Genomic DNA, 18848 nt, shown 5'->3' with positions numbered 1-18848 from the left:
CGCTGGAAGTGGGGCGCATTATAAGGGGATTCAAAACCCCGTCAACCCTTAATTTCAAGAAACTTCAATATCGCTGAAAAACAAGGCGGGGAGACCTATCGGCCTCCCCGCTTCTATATAGCTACACCTACCGACTATCACTCAGCCTTGAGCGTAACCCGGGCAAACGACTTCTTGCCCGCCTGGCACACATGGGTAGCACCCAGCGCAAACATGAAGTCACGATCAACCACCGCACCATCGACCTTCACCGCACCACCACTCAGCAAGTCCCGCGCTTGAGCCGAGTTCTTCACCAGGCCAGCCCGGTTCAGTACGGCAGCAATCGGCAGGCTTTCGCCCGCAGCCACTTCGATTTCCGGCAGATCTTCCGGCAGCTCGCCTTCCTTCATACGGTTACCTGCGGCACGGTGAGCATTGGCCGCAGCCTCCTCGCCATGAAAGCGCGCAACGATCTCTTCCGCCAGCTTGATCTTGATGTCGCGCGGGTTGGCACCATTGGCGACGTCGGCACGGAACTGCTCGATCTCTTCCATCGAACGGAAGCTCAGCAGTTCGAAGTAGCGCCACATCAGGGTATCCGGGATCGACACCAGCTTGCTGTACATCACCCCCGGCGCTTCCTGGATACCTACATAGTTACCCAGCGACTTGGACATCTTCTTCACGCCGTCGAGCCCTTCGAGCAGCGGCATGGTCACGATGTTCTGCGCTTCCTGGCCATAGGCGCGCTGCAGCTCACGCCCCATCAGCAGGTTGAACTTCTGGTCGGTACCACCCAGCTCGACATCCGCCTTCAGCGCCACCGAGTCATAACCCTGCACCAGCGGGTACAGGAACTCATGGATGGCAATAGGCTGGTTGGTGGTGTAGCGCTTGTCGAAGTCATCGCGCTCGAGCATGCGCGCCACGGTGTACTGCGATGCCAGGCGAATGAAGTCGGCCGGGGTCAGCTTGTCCATCCAGGTGGAGTTGAACGCGACCTCGGTCTTGGCCGGGTCGAGGATCTTGAACACCTGCTGCTTGTAGGTCTCGGCGTTTTCCAGCACCTGCTCGCGGGTCAGCGGCGGGCGCGTGGCGCTCTTGCCGCTCGGGTCACCGATCATGCCGGTGAAGTCACCGATCAGGAAGATGACCTGGTGCCCCAGGTCCTGGAACTGGCGCAGCTTGTTGATCAACACCGTGTGCCCAAGGTGCAGGTCAGGCGCGGTCGGGTCGAAGCCGGCCTTGATGCGCAGAGGCTGGCCGCGCTTGAGCTTCTCCACCAGTTCCGACTCGACCAGTACTTCTTCCGCACCGCGCTTGATAAGCGCCAGCTGCTCTTCAACCGACTTCATAGACAAACCCGCAAGGCTCAGATTCAGGGGGAGCCAACCATACAAGATCGGCCGTCAATTACAAGTTTCGCAAAGGAATGTGACCCGAACATGGGCTTGCGGCGTCTACGCGCCCTTGCGTGAAAATGGATTTGGTTATATTTTATACAGTTATTTCATCTTCATCATGTCATTCATCTTTTCCATTTCACCTTTTTCAAAGTCACCTTGCCCATGACCAACGAACCGCCTAAAGCGCCCCCGCTTTATCCGAAAAGCCATCTGTTGGCCGCCAGCGGCATCGCCGCCCTGCTCAGCCTGGCCCTGCTGGTGTTTCCCTCCAGCGAAGTGGAAGCCAAGAAAACCACCCTCAACCTCGAGCTGGAGAGCCCTGCCGAGCAGTTGAAGGACGAATCCCGCGCTGCGCCCCTGGTGCAGGCAGAAGGTGAGCAAGGCTCGCCATTCGCCCAAATCGAAGAGACCACCCCCGAGACCCAGAACGCCGAGCAGGAAGCCCCTGCGGCCGAACCGGTCGTCGAAGCCGCCAAGCAACCCAGCCACCGCGAAGTCACTGTAGCCCGGGGCGATACCCTGTCCACCCTGTTCGCCAAGGTCGGCTTGCCGAGCAATGCGGTGCACGACCTGCTGGCCAGCAACAAGCAGGCCAAGCAGTTCAGCCAGCTCAAGCACGGCCAGGTGCTGCAGTTCGAGCTCGACAAGGACGGCCAGCTGGCCAGCCTGCACAGCAAGGTCAGCAACCTCGAAACCATTCGCCTGACCAAGACCGACAAGGGCTATACCTTCAACCGCGAAATCAGCAAGCCGGTAGTGCGTACCGCCTACGCCCACGGCGTGATCAAAAGCTCGCTGTCGGCCTCGGCCCAGCGCGCCGGCCTGTCCCACAGCATGACCATGGACATGGCCCGCGTGCTGGGTTACGACATCGATTTCGCCCAGGACATTCGCCCGGGCGATGAATTCGACGTGGTCTACGAGCAGAAGGTAATGGACGGCAAGGTCGTCGGCACCGGTAACATCCTGTCCGCGCGCTTCACCAACCGCGGCAAGACCTACACCGCCGTGCGCTATACCAACAAGCAGGGCAACACCAGCTACTACACCGCTGATGGCAACAGCCTGCGCAAGGCCTTCATCCGCACCCCGGTCGACTTTGCCCGCATCAGCTCGCGCTTCTCCGCCGGCCGCAAGCACCCGATCCTGAACAAGATCCGTGCCCACAAAGGCGTCGACTACGCCGCCCCGCGCGGCACTCCGATCAAGGCAGCCGGTGACGGCCGCATCGAGCTGGCCGGGCGCCGCGGTGGTTACGGCAACACCGTGATCATCCAGCACGGTAACCGCTACAAGACGCTGTACGGCCACATGCAGGGCTTTGCCAAGGGCATCAAGACCGGCGGCTCGGTCAAGCAGGGCCAGATCATCGGCTACATCGGCACCACCGGCCTGTCCACCGGTCCCCACCTGCACTACGAGTTCCAGGTCAATGGTGTGCACGTCGACCCGCTGAGCCAGAAAGTGCCGATGGCCGACCCGATCGCCAGGAACGAGCGCCAGCGTTTCCTGCAGCAGAGCCAACCCCTGATCGCCCGTATGGATCAGGAAAAGGCCACCCTGCTCGCAGCGAACAAGCGCTAAGCCCATGGCGCTCTACCTGGGGGTAATGTCCGGCACCAGCCTCGATGGCCTGGACATTGCCTTGATCGAACAAGGCGAGCAGCTCCAACTGCTCGCCACCCACTACCTGCCCATGCCCGGCGACCTGCGCCAGGAACTGCTGGGCCTTTGCAGCAGCGGCCCTGACGAGATCGCCCGCGCTGCACTGGCGGAAAACCGCTGGGCCAGCCTGGCAGGCGAAGGCATCCGCCAACTGCTGGCCAGGCAAGGGCTGCAGGCCGGAGCCATCCGCGCCATCGGCAGCCACGGCCAGACCATCCGCCACGAACCTGCACGCGGCTTTACCGTGCAGATCGGCAACCCGGCGCTGCTGGCCGAGCTTACCGGTATCAGCGTGGTCGCCGACTTCCGCCGTCGCGATGTGGCCGCCGGCGGCCAAGGTGCGCCACTGGTGCCGGCCTTCCATGAAACCCTGTTCAGCCACCTGGGCCAGCGCCTGGCCGTTCTCAACGTGGGCGGTTTCAGCAACCTCAGCCTGATCGAACACGACAAGCCAGTCCACGGCTTCGACTGCGGCCCGGGCAACGTGCTGCTGGATGCCTGGATCGAACGCAAGCGCGGCCAGGCCTACGATGCGGATGGGGCTTGGGCTGCCTCGGGCGTGGTGCAGGCCGACTTGCTCAGCGCACTGCTGGCCGACCCGTTCTTCGCCAGCAGCGGCCCGAAGAGCACCGGCCGCGAAGTATTCAACCTGCCCTGGCTGGATGGTCACCTGGCCCGCCTGCCCGCTTACCGCGACGAGGACGTACAGGCAACATTGCTGGAACTGACCGCGCGCAGCATCATCGACTCGTTGAGCAACGCCCAGCAAGGCACCGAAGCGCTGCTGGTCTGCGGTGGCGGTGCGCGCAACGGCGCCCTGATGGCACGCCTCGGCCAGTTGCTGCCCGACGCCCGTGTCGCCAGCACCGGCGCCCATGGCGTGGTCCCGGACTGGGTCGAAGCCATGGCCTTCGCTTGGCTGGCCCACTGTTGCCTGGAAGGCATCGCTGCCAATCGCCCTAGCGTGACAGCGGCCAAGGGCCTGCGCGTACTCGGCGCAATCTACCCGGCCTGAACGTTACGCCAGAAAGCAAAACGCCGCGCAATTGCGCGGCGTTTTCGTATGGCCAGGCCTCAGATCGAGAACGAGGAGCCGCAGCCACAGGTGGTGGCAGCGTTCGGGTTCTTGATCACGAAGCGCGAGCCTTCCAGGCCTTCCTGGTAATCCACCTCGGCGCCGGCCAGGTACTGGAAGCTCATCGGGTCGACCACAAGGGAAACACCTTCGCGCTCGACGATGGTGTCGTCTTCGGCCACGTCTTCATCGAAGGTGAAGCCATACTGGAAGCCCGAGCAGCCGCCACCGGTGACGAACACGCGCAGCTTCAGACGATCGTTGCCTTCCTCGGAAACCAGGTTCTTCACCTTTTGCGCAGCGCCGTGGGTGAATTCCAAAGCGGTGGGGGTGAAGGTTTCGACGCTCATGTTGATTCTCCCGGCGTGGTAGCCGCCATAAAACTCGATGACGCGCATTATCCGCTTTCCCGAGAAAATCGGTCAAGAATTGTGCGGCTTTAGTCGCGACCTACAAAAAGGCCCGCACGACGCGGGCCTTTTCGAACGCTGGCGGCTTACGGCAGCAGGCCCGCGTGTGACAAGCCCATGCGCTCGTCCAGGCCGAACAGGATGTTGAGGTTCTGCACCGCCTGGCCGGACGCGCCCTTGACCAGGTTGTCGATCACCGACAGCACCACCACCAGGTCACCACCTTGCGGGCGATGAACGGCAATGCGGCAGACGTTGGCACCGCGCACACTGCGGGTTTCCGGGTGGCTGCCAGCCGGCATCACGTCGACGAACGGTTCATTGGCGTAACGCTTCTCGAACAGCGCCTGCAGGTCGACCGAGGTGTCGGCGACGGTAGCGTACAGGGTGGCGTGGATGCCACGGATCATTGGCGTCAGGTGCGGCACGAAAGTCAGGCCGATATCCTTGCCAGCGGCCAGGCGCAGGCCCTGGCTGATTTCCGGCAGGTGGCGATGGCCCTTCACTGCGTAGGCTTTCATGCTTTCGCCGGCTTCGCAGAACAGCGAACCCACCGCCGCACCACGGCCAGCGCCGCTGACACCCGACTTGCAGTCGGCGATCAGGCGCGACGGGTCGGCCAGGCCAGCTTCCAGCAGCGGCAGGAAGCCCAGTTGGGTAGCGGTCGGGTAGCAACCCGGCACAGCGATCAGGCGCGCCTGGCGAATCTTCTCGCGGTTGACTTCAGGCAGGCCATATACCGCGTCCTTGAGAAGCTCTGGCGCACCGTGCGGCTGGCCGTACCACTTGCCCCACTCGGCGGCGTCCTGCAGGCGGAAGTCGGCCGACAGGTCGATCACCTTGGTACCGGCCGCCAGCAGTTCGCCAGCCAGGGCGTGGGCAACACCGTGCGGGGTGGCGAAGAACACCACGTCGCAGGCGGCCAGGGTCTTGCTGTCCGGCACGCTGAACGCCAGCCCGTCATAGTGGCCGCGCAGGTTCGGGTACATGTCCGCCACTGCAACGCCCGCCTCGGAGCGCGAAGTGATGACCGCCACTTCGGCCTGTGGATGCTGTGCCAGCAGACGCAACAGTTCGACGCCGGTGTAACCCGTGCCGCCGACGATACCGACCTTGATCATAACGCTTGCCCCTTATCAACGAGCCGTCTGGAAAGCGCACGATAATAGGGGCGCAAGGCGCCTGTAACAACTCTTCGGGTGACCCTTCGGGCGCTTGACCACTACTATCTGACGACCGTGAATACCTGAAGGAACTCCCCCATGCTTTACCTATGGATCAAAGCGCTGCATATCGTCAGCGTGGTCTGCTGGTTCGCCGGCCTGTTCTACCTGCCGCGGCTGTTCGTCTACCACGCCCAAAGCCAGGACAGCATCAGCCAGGAACGCTTCGTGACCATGGAGCGCAAGCTGTTTCGCGGCATCATGAACCCGGCGATGATCGCCACCTACGTGTTCGGCGCGTGGATGCTCTACCTCACGCCCGGCTGGCTCAGCCAGGGCTGGCTGCATGCCAAGCTGACCCTGGTCATCCTGCTGACCGTCTACCATCACATGTGCGGCGCCCAGCGCAAGCGCTTCGCCAGCGGCAGCAACACCCGCAGCCACGTCTACTATCGCTGGTTCAACGAAGTGCCCGTGCTGTTCCTGCTGGGTATCGTAATTCTGGTGGTGGTCAAACCGTTCTGACATAGCCACCCGCTCAAGGAGCCTTGCCATGTCGTTACCTGCCTCCCTCGAACAACGCCTGCGCCTGCCCGTGGTTGCCGCACCGATGTTCCTGATCTCCAACCCCAGGCTGGTACTGGCCTGCTGCTCCAGCGGCGTGGTCGGCAGCTTCCCGGCCCTGAACCAGCGCGACAGCGCCGGCTTCAAGGCCTGGCTGGAGGAAATCGAGGCAGGCCTCGCACAGTTGCAGGCGCCAGCCCCCTATGCCGTCAACCTGATCGTCCACCCGACCAACCCGCGCCTGCAGGCCGACCTGGCGTTGTGCGTGGAACACCGCGTGCCGATCGTCATCACCAGCCTCGGCGCGGTGAAGGAAGTGGTCGATGCCGTGCATGGCTACGGCGGCCTGGTGTTCCACGATGTCACCACCCGCCGCCATGCCGAGAAAGCCGCCGAAGCCGGTGTCGATGGCCTGATCGCCGTTGCTGCAGGCGCAGGCGGCCATGCGGGCACCTGGAGCCCGTTCGCCCTGGCCGCGGAGATTCGCCAGTTCTTCGACAAGACCCTGCTGCTGGCCGGCTGCCTCAACCACGGCCACGAGATCCTCGCCGCGCAAATGCTGGGTGCGGACCTTGCGTACATGGGCACCCGCTTCATCGCCACCGCAGAAAGCCAGGCCCCGAGCGCCTACAAGCAGATGCTGCTCGATTCCCATGCCGCCGACATCGTCCACACCCCGGCGGTGTCCGGCGTCCCCGCCAGCTTCCTGCGCCCGAGCCTGGAAAAGGCCGGCTATGACATGAACGCCATCAAGGGCGGCCATGAGCAAGGCAAGCTCAAGCCGATCGACGACGAAGCCAAGGCCTGGAAGACCGTGTGGTCGGCGGGCCAGGGGGTCGGCGGTATAGACGACCTGCCCAGCGCCAGCGCGCTGATCGGACGGCTGCATGACGAGTACCGGGACGCCCTGGAACGCTGCCAGGCCCTGCGCGCCCGCACCCTGTAGCAAAAGGCAACACCTTGCCCGGCCAAGCTGTACACTAGGCGCCCTCTTCAGCCCCCAGGAGCCTTGCATGACCCGTTACGCCATGATCACTGGTGCTTCCAGCGGCCTGGGCCTGGCCCTGGCGGAAGCCCTGGCGCGGCGCGGGCGCAATCTGATCCTGGTGGCACGCCAGCGTGAAACGCTGGAACCGGTGGCCATCGAGCTGACCCAACGCTTCGGTGTCGAGGTGCTGTTCCGTGCCTGCGACCTCAGCCAGCCGTTGCGCCTGTCGGGCTTCGTGCTGGAGCTGGAGGAAGGCGAGCGGCGCATCGACCTGCTGGTCAATTGTGCCGGCCTGCGCACCTACGGGCCATTCCTGGCCCATGAGTGGGCCGACGAACAGGACCTGCTGGAAGTCAACGTGCTGGCCCTGAGCCGCCTGTGCCACGCCATCGGTAACCTGATGGCCGTGCAGGGCGGCGGGCAGATCCTCAATGTCGCCGGCCTGGCCGGGGTGGCGCCTGGCCCGTGGATGGCCGCCTATGCCGCCAGCAAGGCCTATGTGCTGAGCTTCTCTCAGGCCTTGCGTGAAGAACTCAAGCGCACCGGCATAAAGGTTTCGGTACTGTGCCCCGGCCCGGTGCGCTCCTCGCGCCGGCGCATTCCGCGGCTGGATGGCAAGCCACGCTGTCTCAGCCCTGAGGAAGTGGCGCTATACACCGTGCGCGCGCTGGACAAGAACCGCGCACTGATACTGCCCGGCCGGCGTAATCGCTTGCTGGCGTTCGCCCCGCGCCTGCTGCCGCGCTGGCTGGTGCGCAAGCTGGCCGGGGCCATCCACCGCCGCTATTGCCCGGTAGGCATGGAATAGCCACTGGGCGAGCGGCGCCCGGCTGAGTACACTCGGCCCGACCCTCACCATGGAGCAAGTGCTGTGGACGATTTATTCATCAAGATCATCAACCGGGAGATCCCGGCGAAGATCATCTACGAGGACGACCAGGTTCTGGCGTTCCACGATATCGCCCCCCAGGCGCCCGTGCATTTTCTGGTCATCCCGAAAAAGCACATCCGCACCCTCAATGACTTGACCGAAGAAGACAAAGGCCTGGCTGGTCACATCTTGTTCACCGCCCAGCGTCTGGCCAAGGAACTTGGCTGCGAGGAAGGCTTCCGTGTAGTGATGAACTGCAACGAGCAAGGCGGCCAGACCGTCTACCACATCCACATGCACGTGCTTGGCCAGCGCCAGATGCACTGGCCACCGGGCTGATCCACGGCAAGCGACCCTGCCACTATTGCGGTAAACTGTCGGGCACATTCTTGCGGAGGTGCCCGATGGCTACCGAACGTCACTACTCGCCGCTCGACCGCTTGTTGCTGCAGGCCGATACCGCCATGCGCACCTTGCTGCCCTTCAGCGGCCAACCCGCCCGCCCATCGCCGGCCATCGTCCAGCCGGACGTCGACCTGGACGAACAGCAGGCTCGTCATGTTGCCGGGCTGATGCGTATCAACCACACCGGTGAAGTCTGCGCCCAGGCGCTGTACCAGGGCCAGGCCCTGACCGCCAAGCTGCCCGAAGTGCGCAAGGCCATGGAACACGCCGCCGAGGAAGAAGTGGACCACCTGGCCTGGTGCGAACAGCGCATTCGCCAGCTGAACAGCCACCCCAGCGTGCTCAACCCGTTGTTCTACGGCATGTCGTTCGGTATCGGCGCACTCGCCGGGCTGGTCAGCGACAAGGTCAGCCTGGGCTTCGTCGCCGCCACCGAGCACCAGGTTTGCAAGCACCTCGACGAGCACCTGGAGCAGATCCCGCAGGAAGACGAAAAGTCCCGGGCCATCCTCGAGCAGATGCGCATCGATGAGGAACAGCACGCCGAGTCTGCACTGGAAGCCGGCGGTTATCGCTTCCCCGCCCCTGTTCGCTTTGGCATGAGCCTGTTGGCCAAGGTCATGACCAAGAGCACCTACCGTATCTGAAGGCATCACCATGACGGACCGTTTCGACGCCAAGGACCTGGCGCGCGCCGTGCAAGCCGGCATTCTCCAGCCGGGCCAGGACCAGGCCCTGCTGGCCTTCCTGCGCCAGCAGCCGGCACAGCGCGGCAGCTTCCAGCTGGCCCATGTCGCTTTCTACTTCGGCGCCATGCTGATCATGGCAGCCATGGGCTGGTTGCTCACCGAGGCCTGGATGCGCATCGGCGACTGGGCACTGCTGGTCATCGCCAGCCTCTATATCCTGCTGCTCACGCTGCTCGCCGTTAACCTGCAACGGCGCGTACAGCCCGTCGCGGCCGGGGTGCTGGCGGCAGTCGCGGTCAGCATCGTGCCATTGGCGGTGTTCGCCATCGAACGGCTGGCTGGCTGGTGGCCAATGGATGATGCGCAGGCAAACTATCACCAGTACTACACCTACGTGCAGGGCGGCTGGCTGGCAATGGAAGCAGCCACGGTGCTTGCCGGGCTGTTGATGCTGAGGCTGATCCCCTACCCGTTCATCGTCATGCCGATTGCCGTGGCCTTGTGGTTCATGTCGATGGACCTGAGCGAATGGTTCTTCGGCTCGCCATTCAGCTGGGAACAGCGCCGCGAGGTTTCGCTGTGGTTCGGGCTCGGGTTGCTGGTGGTGTTCGTCGGGGTGGACGGCCGCACCCGCGAAGACTACGCCCACTGGGGCTACCTGGCCGGGCTGGCGGCATTCTGGGGCGGGCTGACGCTGGTAGACAGTGGCAGCGAGCTGGGCAAGGCCCTGTACTGCCTGATCAATATTGCCCTGATGGGTATGGCAGTGCTGTTGCGTCGGCCGGTGTTCATGGTTTTCGGGGCGTTGGGCGTGGCGGCTTACCTGGGGTACCTGTCGTACGAGGTGTTTGCCGACTCGCTGCTGTTCCCGGTGGTGGTGACCTTGATCGGGCTGGGGGTTATCGGGCTGGGGCTGGTTTACCAGAAGCGGCGGGAGCGGCTGAGCCGGGTGATGCGCGGTTGTTTGCCGGGATGGGTGCGTGCTGCGCTGCCGGCGCTTCGCAGCTGAAATTGTCGGGGCCGCTCTGCGCCCCATCGCCGGCAAGCCAGCTCCCACCTCGACCGCAATGACCTCAAGCCATGTGCTATCCCTGTGGGAGCTGGCTTGCCGGCGATGGGCTGCAACGCAGCCCCGGAAGTCTGCGGTTCAGCCCAGCTCTACAATCTCGTACCCGTGGGTAATCTCAACCCCGGCACGCTCGAGCATGATCGAAGCCGAGCAATACTTCTCCGCCGACAGCTCTACCGCACGCTTGACTTGGGCCTCCTTCAGCCCACGCCCCTTGACCACGAAGTTCATGTGGATCTTGGTAAACACCTTCGGGTCTTCGCTGGCACGCTCGGCCTCCAGGAACGCCTCGCAGCTTTCCACCGCCTGGCGCGACTTCTTCAGAATGCTGACCACGTCAAAGCTGCTGCAGCCACCCAGGCCCAGCAACAGCATTTCCATCGGGCGCACGCCCAGGTTACGGCCGCCGGCCTCGGGCGGGCCGTCCATCACGACGACATGGCCGCTCCCCGATTCGCCGAGGAACATAGCCTCACCGGCCCACTGGATACGTGCCTTCATCTACCCGGACTCCTGATTTTCGGAAAAGGGTGTCAGCTTAGACCTTGTGCGGCCGTGGGAAAAGCACGAGTCGTGTCGGTTTAGTACCGAAACATCCTGTAGTGTCTGATAAGCTGGCGCCAAATGACTGGCGCTTCCCGCCAGCCGACCTTTATAAAAAGCCTATGCGTCATATCGAACAGGATTTCGTGATGGTTGCTTCCGCCCTACCCGCCAAGATCAAGAACATCGACAAGCTGCTGGTGCACTGCCAGCGCCGTCGCTATACCGCCAAAAGCAACATCATCTGCGCCGGCGACCGGGCCGAGACACTGTCGTTCATCATCAAGGGTTCGGTCACCATCCTCATCGAGGACGATGACGGCCATGAAATGATCATCGCCTACCTCAACAATGGCGACTTCTTCGGCGAGTTGGGCCTGTTCGAACCGGTCGAGGGTGAACAGCAGCGCAGTGCCTGGGTGCGCGCCAAGACCGAATGCGAAGTAGCCGAAATCAGTTATGAGAAATTTCGCGAACTGGCGCGCCAGGACCCGGAAATCCTCTATGCCCTGGGCAGCCAGATGGCCCAGCGCCTGCGCAACACCACGCGCAAGGTCGGCGACCTGGCGTTCTTCGACGTTACCGGGCGTGTCGCCCGCTGCCTGCTGGAACTGTGCAAGCAACCCGACGCCATGACCCACCCCGATGGCATGCAGATCAAGATCACTCGTCAGGAAATCGGCCGCATCGTCGGTTGCTCGCGGGAAATGGTCGGCCGCGTCCTCAAGGACCTTGAAGAACGCAGCCTGGTGCAGGTCAAAGGCAAGACCATGGTGGTCTACGGTACCCGCTAGTCCCTGGGCAGGTCGGCCAGTACCTTGGCATAGGCCTGCGACAGCCGCTCGAACCATGGGGCCGCAGGCGCCACTTCGTGCAGGGCGATGTGCGCATCGGCGCGGCAGCGCTGTTCCAGCTCGCAGCACTCGTTGAAGCGGTTGACCGCCGCCACCATCGATTCACGCTCGTTGTCCAGCAGCAGCGCACCGTGCACCAGCACCACCGGGCGCTTGCCACCCAGCCCCTGGCGCCAGCGCTGGGCGGTGCCCACCAGTTTGCGGCCATTGAGGTTGACGTTGTAGCGGCCATCGCAGAAGGCACCGTCGATTTCGCCCACCGACGCCACCCCACCCCACTCGCGCAGCACGTCACACAGCGGCAGGCACAGGCGCTCGTAGGCGTTTTCGATGCGGCCGTGGTCGCCTTCGCTGCGGGGGGCAACATAGACCAGGGCAACATTCACCGTGGAGTGTGATTGCGGAACCGGCTCGCCGCCGGTTTCGCGCAGCAGCACCGGCCAGCCGGCAATCGCCAGCTCCGAGCAGGCGGCTTCGAAATTGTCCAGACGGCTCATGCGCCGGGGCATGACCAGGGCGTGGTCGGTCGGGCGCCAGAACAGCACGCCACTGTAGCGATCGCCGCGGCAGACGGCGGCCAGCAGTTCCTGTTCTGCGTGCAGGCCTTGTTCTACGGTCAGGGCCAGGGGTTGATCGGTCATTGATCCACCTATGTTGTTGTTTTCACCGGCCTCTTCGCGGGCTCGCCCGCTCCCACATGGATTCCACAGATGCCAAAGGCAGTGATCATCCTGTGGGAGCGGGCATGCCCGCGAAAAGGCCATGGCAGGCATACAAAAAAGCCGGCAATAACGCCGGCTTCGTTTCGATCAGTCCAGTTGCTGAACAGTCTTCTTCACCTGATCCGGGAAGAACAACCGCTGCAGCTCAAGCCCTGGCTGCTCGGCACGCATGAACGCCTCGCCTACCAGGAACGAGTAGACCTCGTTGATCGCCATCAGCTCCACATCGGCCCGGTTCAAGATACCGCTCTCGGTAATCGCCAGGCGATCACGCGGAATACGCGGCAGCAGGTCGAGAGTGGTTTCCAGGCTGACCTCGAAGGTGTGCAGGTTGCGGTTGTTAACCCCCACCAGCGGTGTATCCAGGGTTTTCAACGCGCGCTCCAGCTCATCGCCGTCGTGCACTTCCACCAGCACGTCGAGGCCGACATCCTTGGCCGTGGCCGCCAGTTCGGCCATCTTCACGTCATCCAGCGCCGACACGATCAGCAGTACACAGTCCGCGCCCAGGGCCCGGGCCTCGACGATCTGGTACGGGTCGACCATGAAGTCCTTGCGGATCACCGGCAGCGACACCGCCGCGCGGGCCTGCTGCAGGTACTCGTCGGCGCCCTGGAAGTAGTCCACATCGGTCAGCACCGACAGGCAAGTCGCCCCGCCCTTCTCGTAGCTGACGGCGATTTCCGCCGGCACGAAATGCTCGCGAATCACGCCTTTGCTCGGCGAGGCCTTCTTGATTTCGGCAATCACCGCCGGCTGCTTGCGCGCGGCTTGCTCGATCAGGGCCTTGGCAAAGCCTCGCGGGGCATCGGCAGCCTTGGCCAGGCCCTCCAGTTCGGCGAGGCTGACGCGCGCGCTGCGCTCGGCCACTTCCTGAAACTTGCGGGCGATGATCCTTTCCAGCACCGTCGGCACACTCATGCTTCGTTCTCCACCTTGAATACTGCAGTAAAGGCACCCAGCTCCTGCAGCTTCTCCCAGGCCAGCCCGGTGTGCAGTACGTCATGGGCCAGTTCCACACCGGCTTTCAGGCTCATGGCATGGTCAGCGGCATACAGCGCCGCGCCCGCATTGAGCACGATCATCTCGGCGGCCTTCTGGCCGTTTTCGGTCTTGCGTCGGCCCAGCGCATCGCGGATCAGCTCCAGCGACGCCTGCGGGTTCTCGACGGCCAGGCCGTGCAGGCTCTGGCTCTTCATGCCGAGGTCTTCCGGCTCTACCCAGTATTCGGTGATTTCGCCATTTTTCAGTTCGGCGACGAAGGTCGGCGCAGCCAGGCTGAACTCGTCCAGGCCATCCTTCGAGTGCACCACCAGCACGTGCTTGCTGCCCAGGCGCTGCAGTACTTCAGCCAACGGGCGGCACAGGGTCTGGGCAAATACACCGACCACCTGGTGCTTCACCCCGGCCGGATTCGTAAGCGGGCCGAGCATGTTGAACAGGGTGCGCAGCCCCAGGTCGCGACGCGGGCCGGCAGCGTGCTTCATGGCCGAATGATGGCTTTGCGCGAACATGAAGCCGATGCCCAGGCTGTCGATGCAGCGGGCCACCTGGGTGGGCGTCAGGTTCAGGTAGATACCGGCGGCCTCCAGCAGGTCGGCACTGCCGCTCTTGCCCGATACCGCGCGGTTGCCATGCTTGGCCACGGTGCAACCTGCCGCCGCCAGGACGAACGACGAGGCGGTGGATACGTTGAAGATGTTGGCGCCATCACCGCCGGTACCGACGATATCGACAACGCCATCGAGGCTCTGCAGTTCGACCTTGTCGGCCAGCTCGCGCATCACCGACACCGCACCGACGATCTCGTCGATGCTTTCGCTCTTCATGCGCATGCCCATCAGGAAGGCGCCGATCTGCGCTTCGCTGCACTGGCCAGTCATGATCTGGCGCATGACGTCGCGCATTTCTTCGGTTGAAAGGTCCAGCTGGCCGACGATACGGCTCAACGCACTCTTGATATCCATGTTCGATCCTTAGCGGCGGCCGCCGGTCTGCTTGAGGAAGTTGGCGAACAGTTCGTGGCCCTGTTCGGTCAGGATCGACTCGGGGTGGAACTGCACCCCTTCGATATTCAGCGTCTTGTGGCGCAGGCCCATGATCTCGTCGACCGAACCGTCAGCATGGGCGGTCCAGGCGGTCACTTCCAGGCACTCGGGCAAGGTTTCGCGCTTTACCACCAGCGAGTGGTAACGGGTCACGGTCAACGGGTTGTTGAGGCCGGCGAACACGCCCAGGTCACGGTGATGTACCGGGCTGGTCTTGCCGTGCATCACCTGGCGGGCACGTACCACATCACCACCAAAGGCCTGGCCGATGGACTGGTGGCCCAGGCATACGCCAAGGATCGGCAGCTTGCCGGCAAAGTGCAGGATGGCCTCGATGGACACGCCCGCCTCGCTCGGCGTGCACGGGCCTGGAGATACGACGATGCGCTCAGGGTTGAGGGCTTCGATCTGGGCGATGGTCATTTCGTCATTGCGAATGACCTTTACCTCGGCACCCAGCTCGCCAAGGTACTGAACGACGTTGTAAGTGAATGAGTCGTAATTGTCGATCATCAGTAACATCGGGTTAAACCTCTTGAATCTACTGACTTCAGAATTCGAACCTTTCTGCACCAGCCAACAGGCGCGGCTTTGCCACAAGGGGCGGTAGACAGGAAGGCAAACGGGGGCGGGCCGGACGGGCCGGCAGGGGATAAAGTCAGGCGCGCCAACGCCAACGGGCGTGGGCCTTGATTACGCGCATCAAGAGTTTGCTGACGATCAACACAGGATAGGTCTCGCTCATACGTCCCGGCACAGTAGCCTACCGGGACGGCGGGCGCAATATGCCTGTAAACACGGGGAAACGAATGGACTTGGGAGGGATGCACTGCGATTTGCTAAGGTCGGTGGGGTTGTCCTGATAAAAACAAAGAAAAGGATGTTCCCTGATGCGAAAAGCACCGTTATTGCGCTTTACCCTCGCCTCATTGACGTTAGCCTGCAGCCAGGCCTTCGCGGCACCCTCGCCCTACTCCAGCATGATCGTGTTTGGTGACAGCCTCAGCGACGCCGGGCAGTTTGGCGGGGTGCGCTTCACCAACCGCGATGCCAATGGCAATTATGCGCCAGTGTCACCGATGATCCTGGGCGGGCGGCTCGGTGTGAGCCCGACCGAGCTTGGCCCTTCCACCTCCCCGGTCAATCCGGTGCTGGGCCTCCCCGACGGCAACAACTGGGCAGTCGGTGGCTACACCACCCAGCAGATCCTGGATTCGATCACCACTACCTCCGAGACCGTCATCCCGCCAGGGCGCCCCGACGCCGGGCAGGTACTGCGTGATAAACCGGGCTACCTGGCCAACGGCCTGCGCGCCGACCCCAACGCGTTGTATTACCTGACTGGCGGCGGCAATGACTTCCTGCAAGGCCTGGTCAACAGCCCGGCCGATGCCGTGGCCGCTGGCGCCCGGCTGGCCGCCAGCGCCCAGGCCCTGCAGCAAGGCGGCGCCCGTTACATCATGGTCTGGCTGCTGCCCGACCTCGGGCAGACACCGAACTTCAGCGGTACGCCGCAACAAAACCCGCTGTCGCTGCTATCCGGCGCGTTCAACCAGTCCCTGCTCAGCCAGCTGGGGCAGATCGATGCCGAAATCATTCCGCTGAACATCCCTGTGCTGCTGAGCGAAGCGCTGGCCAGCCCCGAGCAGTTCGGCCTGGCCAGCGGCCAGAACCTGGTCGGCACCTGCTACAGCGGCGAAGGCTGCGTGGAAAACCCGGTGTATGGCATCAACGGCGCCACGCCAGACCCGACCAAACTGCTGTTCAACGACTCGGTGCACCCGACCATCGCCGGCCAGCAACTGATTGCCGACTACGCCTATTCGATTATCGCCGCCCCCTGGGAACTGACCCTGCTCCCGGAAATGGCCCACGCCAGCCTGCGTGCCCACCAGGACGAACTGCGCAACCAGTGGCAGACACCCTGGCAGGCAGTTGGCCAGTGGCAAGCCTTCGTTGCCACCGGCGCCCAGGACCTGGACTTCGACGGCCAGCGCAGCGCGGCCAGCGGCGACGGCCGCGGCTACAACCTGACCCTTGGCGGCAGCTATCGCCTGAACGATGCATGGCGCCTGGGCCTGGCCGGCGGCGTGTACCGGCAGAAGCTGGAAGCCGGCGCGCAGGACTCGGACTACAAGCTGGACAGCTACCTTGCCAGCGCCTTCGCCCAATACCGCCAGGACCGCTGGTGGGCCGACGCGGCGCTGACCGCCGGGCACCTGGACTACAGCGACCTCAAGCGCACCTTCGCCCTTGGCGTGAACGACCGCAGCGAAAAGGGCGATACCGATGGCGAGGCCTGGGCGGTGTCGGGGCGGCTGGGCTACAACCTGGCGGCCGAGAGCAGCAGCTGGCAGCTGGCGCCGTTCATCAGCGCCGATTATGCGCGGGTGAAGGTGGATGGCTATGACGAGAAAAGCGGGCGCTCGACGGCGCTGGGCTTCGATGACCAGGAACGCACATCACGCCGTTTGGGCGTGGGGTTGCTGGGCAGTGTGCAGGTGCTGCCGAGTACCCGGCTGTTCGCCGAGGTGGCGCAGGAACATGAGTTCGAGGATGACCAGCAGGATGTGACGATGCACCTGACCAGCCTGCCGGCGAATGACTTCACCCTGACCGGGTATACGCCGCACAGCGACCTGACCCGGGCGAGCCTGGGGGTGAGCCATGAAGTGGTGGCGGGGGTGCATTTGCGCGGCAACTATAACTGGCGCAAGAGTGATGAATTGACGCAGCAGGGAGTGAGTTTGGGCGTCAGCGTCGACTTTTGAATTGATGGGGCCGCTTTGCGGCCCTTCGCGGGCTCGCCCGCTCCCACAGGTATTGCACAGGCCTTGCAGCATGTGATTTCCCTGTGGGAGCGGGCGAGCCCGCGAAGGGCTGCAACGCAGCCCCGATCAACTTATTTGGCCGAAGTCTGCTCAGCCAACGCCACCGCGCGGAACATCGCCCGGCGCTTGTTGATGGTTTCTTCCCACTCCAGCGCCGGCACCGAGTCGGCAACGATGCCGCCCCCGGCCTGCACATGCAGCTCACCGTCCTTGATTACCGCGGTACGGATGGCAATGGCGGTATCCATGTTGCCGTTCCATGCGAAGTAACCGACGGCACCACCGTAAACCCCACGCTTGACCGGCTCCAGCTCGTCGATGATCTCCATCGCGCGAATCTTCGGCGCACCCGAAAGCGTACCGGCCGGCAGGATCGCCCGCAGTGCGTCCATCGCCGTCAGCCCTTCGCGCAGCTGGCCAGTGACGTTGGACACAATGTGCATCACGTTGGAGTAACGCTCGATCACCATCTTCTCGGTCAGGCGCACGCTGCCGGTCGAGGACACGCGACCGACGTCGTTACGGCCCAGGTCGATCAGCATCAGGTGCTCGGCAATTTCCTTGTCGTCCGACAGCAGGTCGTCTTCCAGCGCGCGGTCGGCCTCTTCGGTAGCGCCACGCGGGCGGGTGCCGGCAATCGGGCGTACGGTGACCAGGTTGTCCTCGACGCGTACCAGCACCTCGGGCGAGCTGCCGACCACATGGAAGTCGCCAAAGTTGAAGAAGTACATGTACGGCGTCGGGTTGAAGCAGCGCAGCGCGCGGTACAGGTCGATTGGCGCAGCCTTGAAGTCGATCGACATGCGCTGCGACGGCACCACCTGCATGCAGTCACCGGCCAGGATGTATTCCTTGATGCGGCCGACGGCGTTCTCGTAATCCTCGCGGGTATAGCTGGAGCGGAATTCCGGCTCGGCAGCCTGCGGGCCACTCAGGTCCAGGCCACGGCGTGGGGTGATCGGCTGACGCAGGGTTTCCAGCAGGCCTTGCAGGCGTGCCTGGCCCTGTTCGAAAGCCTGCTCTTCAGCCGGGTCGACCAGCACGATCGCGTGCATCTTGCCCGCCAGGTTGTCGAACACCACCACCGCATCGGACACCATCAGCAGGATATCCGGCACACCCAGCGGATCCGGGTTGGGGCTGGCGCCCAGGCGCTTTTCCACATAGCGCACGCAGTCGTAGCCGAAGTAGCCGACCAGGCCGCCGTTGAAGCGCGGCAGGCCAGGGATATCGGCGACCTTGTAACGGTCCTTGAAGGTTTCGACAAAGGCCAGCGGGTCTTCGACATCGTGGCTTTCCACCTCCACGCCATCCTGCAGGATGCTCACGTGGTAGCCGTGCACACGCATCACCGTGCGCGATGGCAGGCCGATCATCGAGTAACGGCCCCATTTCTCGCCGCCCTGCACCGATTCGAGCAGGTACGAGTTGGGCTGGTCGGCCAGTTTCAGGTAGATCGACAGCGGCGTGTCGAAGTCGGCCAGGGTTTCGCAGGCCAGGGGAATGCGGTTGTAGCCGGCAGCGGCCAGGCGCAGGAATTCTTCGCGGGTCATGGGTAGCCTC

Annotated in this window: 19 protein-coding genes; 10 read left to right on the top strand and 9 right to left on the bottom strand. The window is 63.5% G+C overall.

Features of this window, described 5'->3' with window-relative positions:
* Positions 1-137 precede the first annotated feature (137 nt).
* Positions 138-1337: a tyrosine--tRNA ligase gene (gene tyrS, locus RYH74_RS18315; RefSeq protein WP_025337483.1), complete on the bottom strand. Its 1200-nt coding sequence runs from the start codon at positions 1335-1337 to the stop codon at positions 138-140.
* Positions 1338-1550: 213 nt separating this feature from the next.
* On the opposite strand from tyrS, the gene RYH74_RS18310 reads away from it, so the two are divergent.
* On the top strand, positions 1551-2972 hold the full coding sequence (locus RYH74_RS18310; protein ID WP_084785121.1) for a peptidoglycan DD-metalloendopeptidase family protein: 1422 nt from the start codon (positions 1551-1553) through the stop codon (positions 2970-2972).
* Between the two features lie 4 nt (positions 2973-2976).
* Entirely contained in the window at positions 2977-4068 is a 1092-nt protein-coding gene (locus RYH74_RS18305; protein WP_317409865.1) for an anhydro-N-acetylmuramic acid kinase, read from the top strand.
* 59 nt (positions 4069-4127) lie between these two features.
* On the opposite strand, the gene erpA is transcribed toward RYH74_RS18305, so the two are convergent.
* The gene (erpA, locus tag RYH74_RS18300; protein WP_015268740.1) at positions 4128-4478 is read right to left on the bottom strand and encodes an iron-sulfur cluster insertion protein ErpA; all 351 of its coding nucleotides are present in this window, start codon (positions 4476-4478) and stop codon (positions 4128-4130) included.
* A 146-nt stretch (positions 4479-4624) separates the two neighbouring features.
* Positions 4625-5659 carry an N-acetyl-gamma-glutamyl-phosphate reductase gene (gene argC / locus RYH74_RS18295; protein WP_013970618.1) on the bottom strand — a complete coding sequence of 345 codons (1035 nt, stop codon included), beginning with the start codon at positions 5657-5659 and terminating at the stop codon, positions 4625-4627.
* Between the two features lie 141 nt (positions 5660-5800).
* Here argC and hemJ point away from each other — a divergent pair, with 141 nt between their 5' ends.
* From hemJ to RYH74_RS18265, 6 genes are all read left to right on the top strand, one after another.
* Positions 5801-6226 carry a protoporphyrinogen oxidase HemJ gene (hemJ, locus tag RYH74_RS18290; protein ID WP_003258833.1) on the top strand — a complete coding sequence of 142 codons (426 nt, stop codon included), beginning with the start codon at positions 5801-5803 and terminating at the stop codon, positions 6224-6226.
* A 28-nt stretch (positions 6227-6254) separates the two neighbouring features.
* Positions 6255-7211 (top strand): nitronate monooxygenase family protein, encoded by a 957-nt coding sequence (locus tag RYH74_RS18285; RefSeq protein ID WP_317409864.1) that lies wholly within the window; start codon positions 6255-6257, stop codon positions 7209-7211.
* A 67-nt stretch (positions 7212-7278) separates the two neighbouring features.
* Positions 7279-8061 carry an SDR family NAD(P)-dependent oxidoreductase gene (locus RYH74_RS18280; RefSeq protein WP_025337478.1) on the top strand — a complete coding sequence of 261 codons (783 nt, stop codon included), beginning with the start codon at positions 7279-7281 and terminating at the stop codon, positions 8059-8061.
* 63 nt (positions 8062-8124) lie between these two features.
* Positions 8125-8463: a histidine triad nucleotide-binding protein gene (locus RYH74_RS18275; RefSeq protein ID WP_013970615.1), complete on the top strand. Its 339-nt coding sequence runs from the start codon at positions 8125-8127 to the stop codon at positions 8461-8463.
* A gap of 65 nt (positions 8464-8528) precedes the next feature.
* The gene (coq7, locus tag RYH74_RS18270; RefSeq protein WP_025337477.1) at positions 8529-9176 is read left to right on the top strand and encodes a 2-polyprenyl-3-methyl-6-methoxy-1,4-benzoquinone monooxygenase; all 648 of its coding nucleotides are present in this window, start codon (positions 8529-8531) and stop codon (positions 9174-9176) included.
* Positions 9177-9186: 10 nt separating this feature from the next.
* A complete protein-coding gene (locus tag RYH74_RS18265; protein ID WP_317409863.1) occupies positions 9187-10227 on the top strand; it encodes a DUF2157 domain-containing protein in 1041 nt (346 codons plus the stop codon).
* A gap of 138 nt (positions 10228-10365) precedes the next feature.
* Here RYH74_RS18265 and RYH74_RS18260 read toward each other — a convergent pair whose 3' ends face one another.
* Positions 10366-10788, bottom strand: coding sequence for an OsmC family protein (locus RYH74_RS18260; RefSeq protein WP_004376171.1), 423 nt, complete (start codon positions 10786-10788; stop codon positions 10366-10368).
* Positions 10789-10979: 191 nt separating this feature from the next.
* Here RYH74_RS18260 and crp point away from each other — a divergent pair, with 191 nt between their 5' ends.
* The gene (gene crp, locus RYH74_RS18255) at positions 10980-11624 is read left to right on the top strand and encodes a cAMP-activated global transcriptional regulator CRP (RefSeq protein WP_012270218.1); all 645 of its coding nucleotides are present in this window, start codon (positions 10980-10982) and stop codon (positions 11622-11624) included.
* Here the strand turns inward: crp and RYH74_RS18250 are convergent.
* The 4 genes from RYH74_RS18250 to RYH74_RS18235 all read right to left on the bottom strand — a co-directional run bounded on the left by RYH74_RS18250 (position 11621) and on the right by RYH74_RS18235 (position 14976).
* The gene (locus tag RYH74_RS18250) at positions 11621-12325 is read right to left on the bottom strand and encodes a biotin/lipoate A/B protein ligase family protein (protein WP_075044420.1); all 705 of its coding nucleotides are present in this window, start codon (positions 12323-12325) and stop codon (positions 11621-11623) included. The genes crp and RYH74_RS18250 overlap by 4 nt on opposite strands.
* Positions 12326-12493: 168 nt before the next feature.
* Positions 12494-13327, bottom strand: a complete 834-nt coding sequence (trpC, locus tag RYH74_RS18245) for an indole-3-glycerol phosphate synthase TrpC (RefSeq protein WP_075044419.1) — start codon at positions 13325-13327, stop codon at positions 12494-12496.
* On the bottom strand, positions 13324-14373 hold the full coding sequence (gene trpD / locus RYH74_RS18240; RefSeq protein WP_013970609.1) for an anthranilate phosphoribosyltransferase: 1050 nt from the start codon (positions 14371-14373) through the stop codon (positions 13324-13326). Before trpD ends, trpC begins: the two co-directional genes overlap by 4 nt.
* A gap of 9 nt (positions 14374-14382) precedes the next feature.
* The gene (locus tag RYH74_RS18235) at positions 14383-14976 is read right to left on the bottom strand and encodes an aminodeoxychorismate/anthranilate synthase component II (RefSeq protein ID WP_003259809.1); all 594 of its coding nucleotides are present in this window, start codon (positions 14974-14976) and stop codon (positions 14383-14385) included.
* 368 nt (positions 14977-15344) lie between these two features.
* Here RYH74_RS18235 and estP point away from each other — a divergent pair, with 368 nt between their 5' ends.
* Positions 15345-17225 (top strand): esterase EstP, encoded by a 1881-nt coding sequence (gene estP, locus RYH74_RS18230; protein WP_286100924.1) that lies wholly within the window; start codon positions 15345-15347, stop codon positions 17223-17225.
* Between the two features lie 131 nt (positions 17226-17356).
* On the opposite strand, the gene trpE is transcribed toward estP, so the two are convergent.
* A complete protein-coding gene (trpE, locus tag RYH74_RS18225; RefSeq protein WP_013970606.1) occupies positions 17357-18838 on the bottom strand; it encodes an anthranilate synthase component I in 1482 nt (493 codons plus the stop codon).
* Between the last annotated feature and the right edge of the window lie 10 nt (positions 18839-18848).

The sequence above is a fragment of the Pseudomonas sp. LSJ-87 genome (genome assembly GCF_032971465.1).
Lineage (GTDB): Bacteria > Pseudomonadota > Gammaproteobacteria > Pseudomonadales > Pseudomonadaceae > Aquipseudomonas > Aquipseudomonas putida_Z.
The sequence above is the reverse complement of the archived record's forward strand: the minus strand, read 5'-3'. Positions and strand labels throughout refer to the sequence as shown.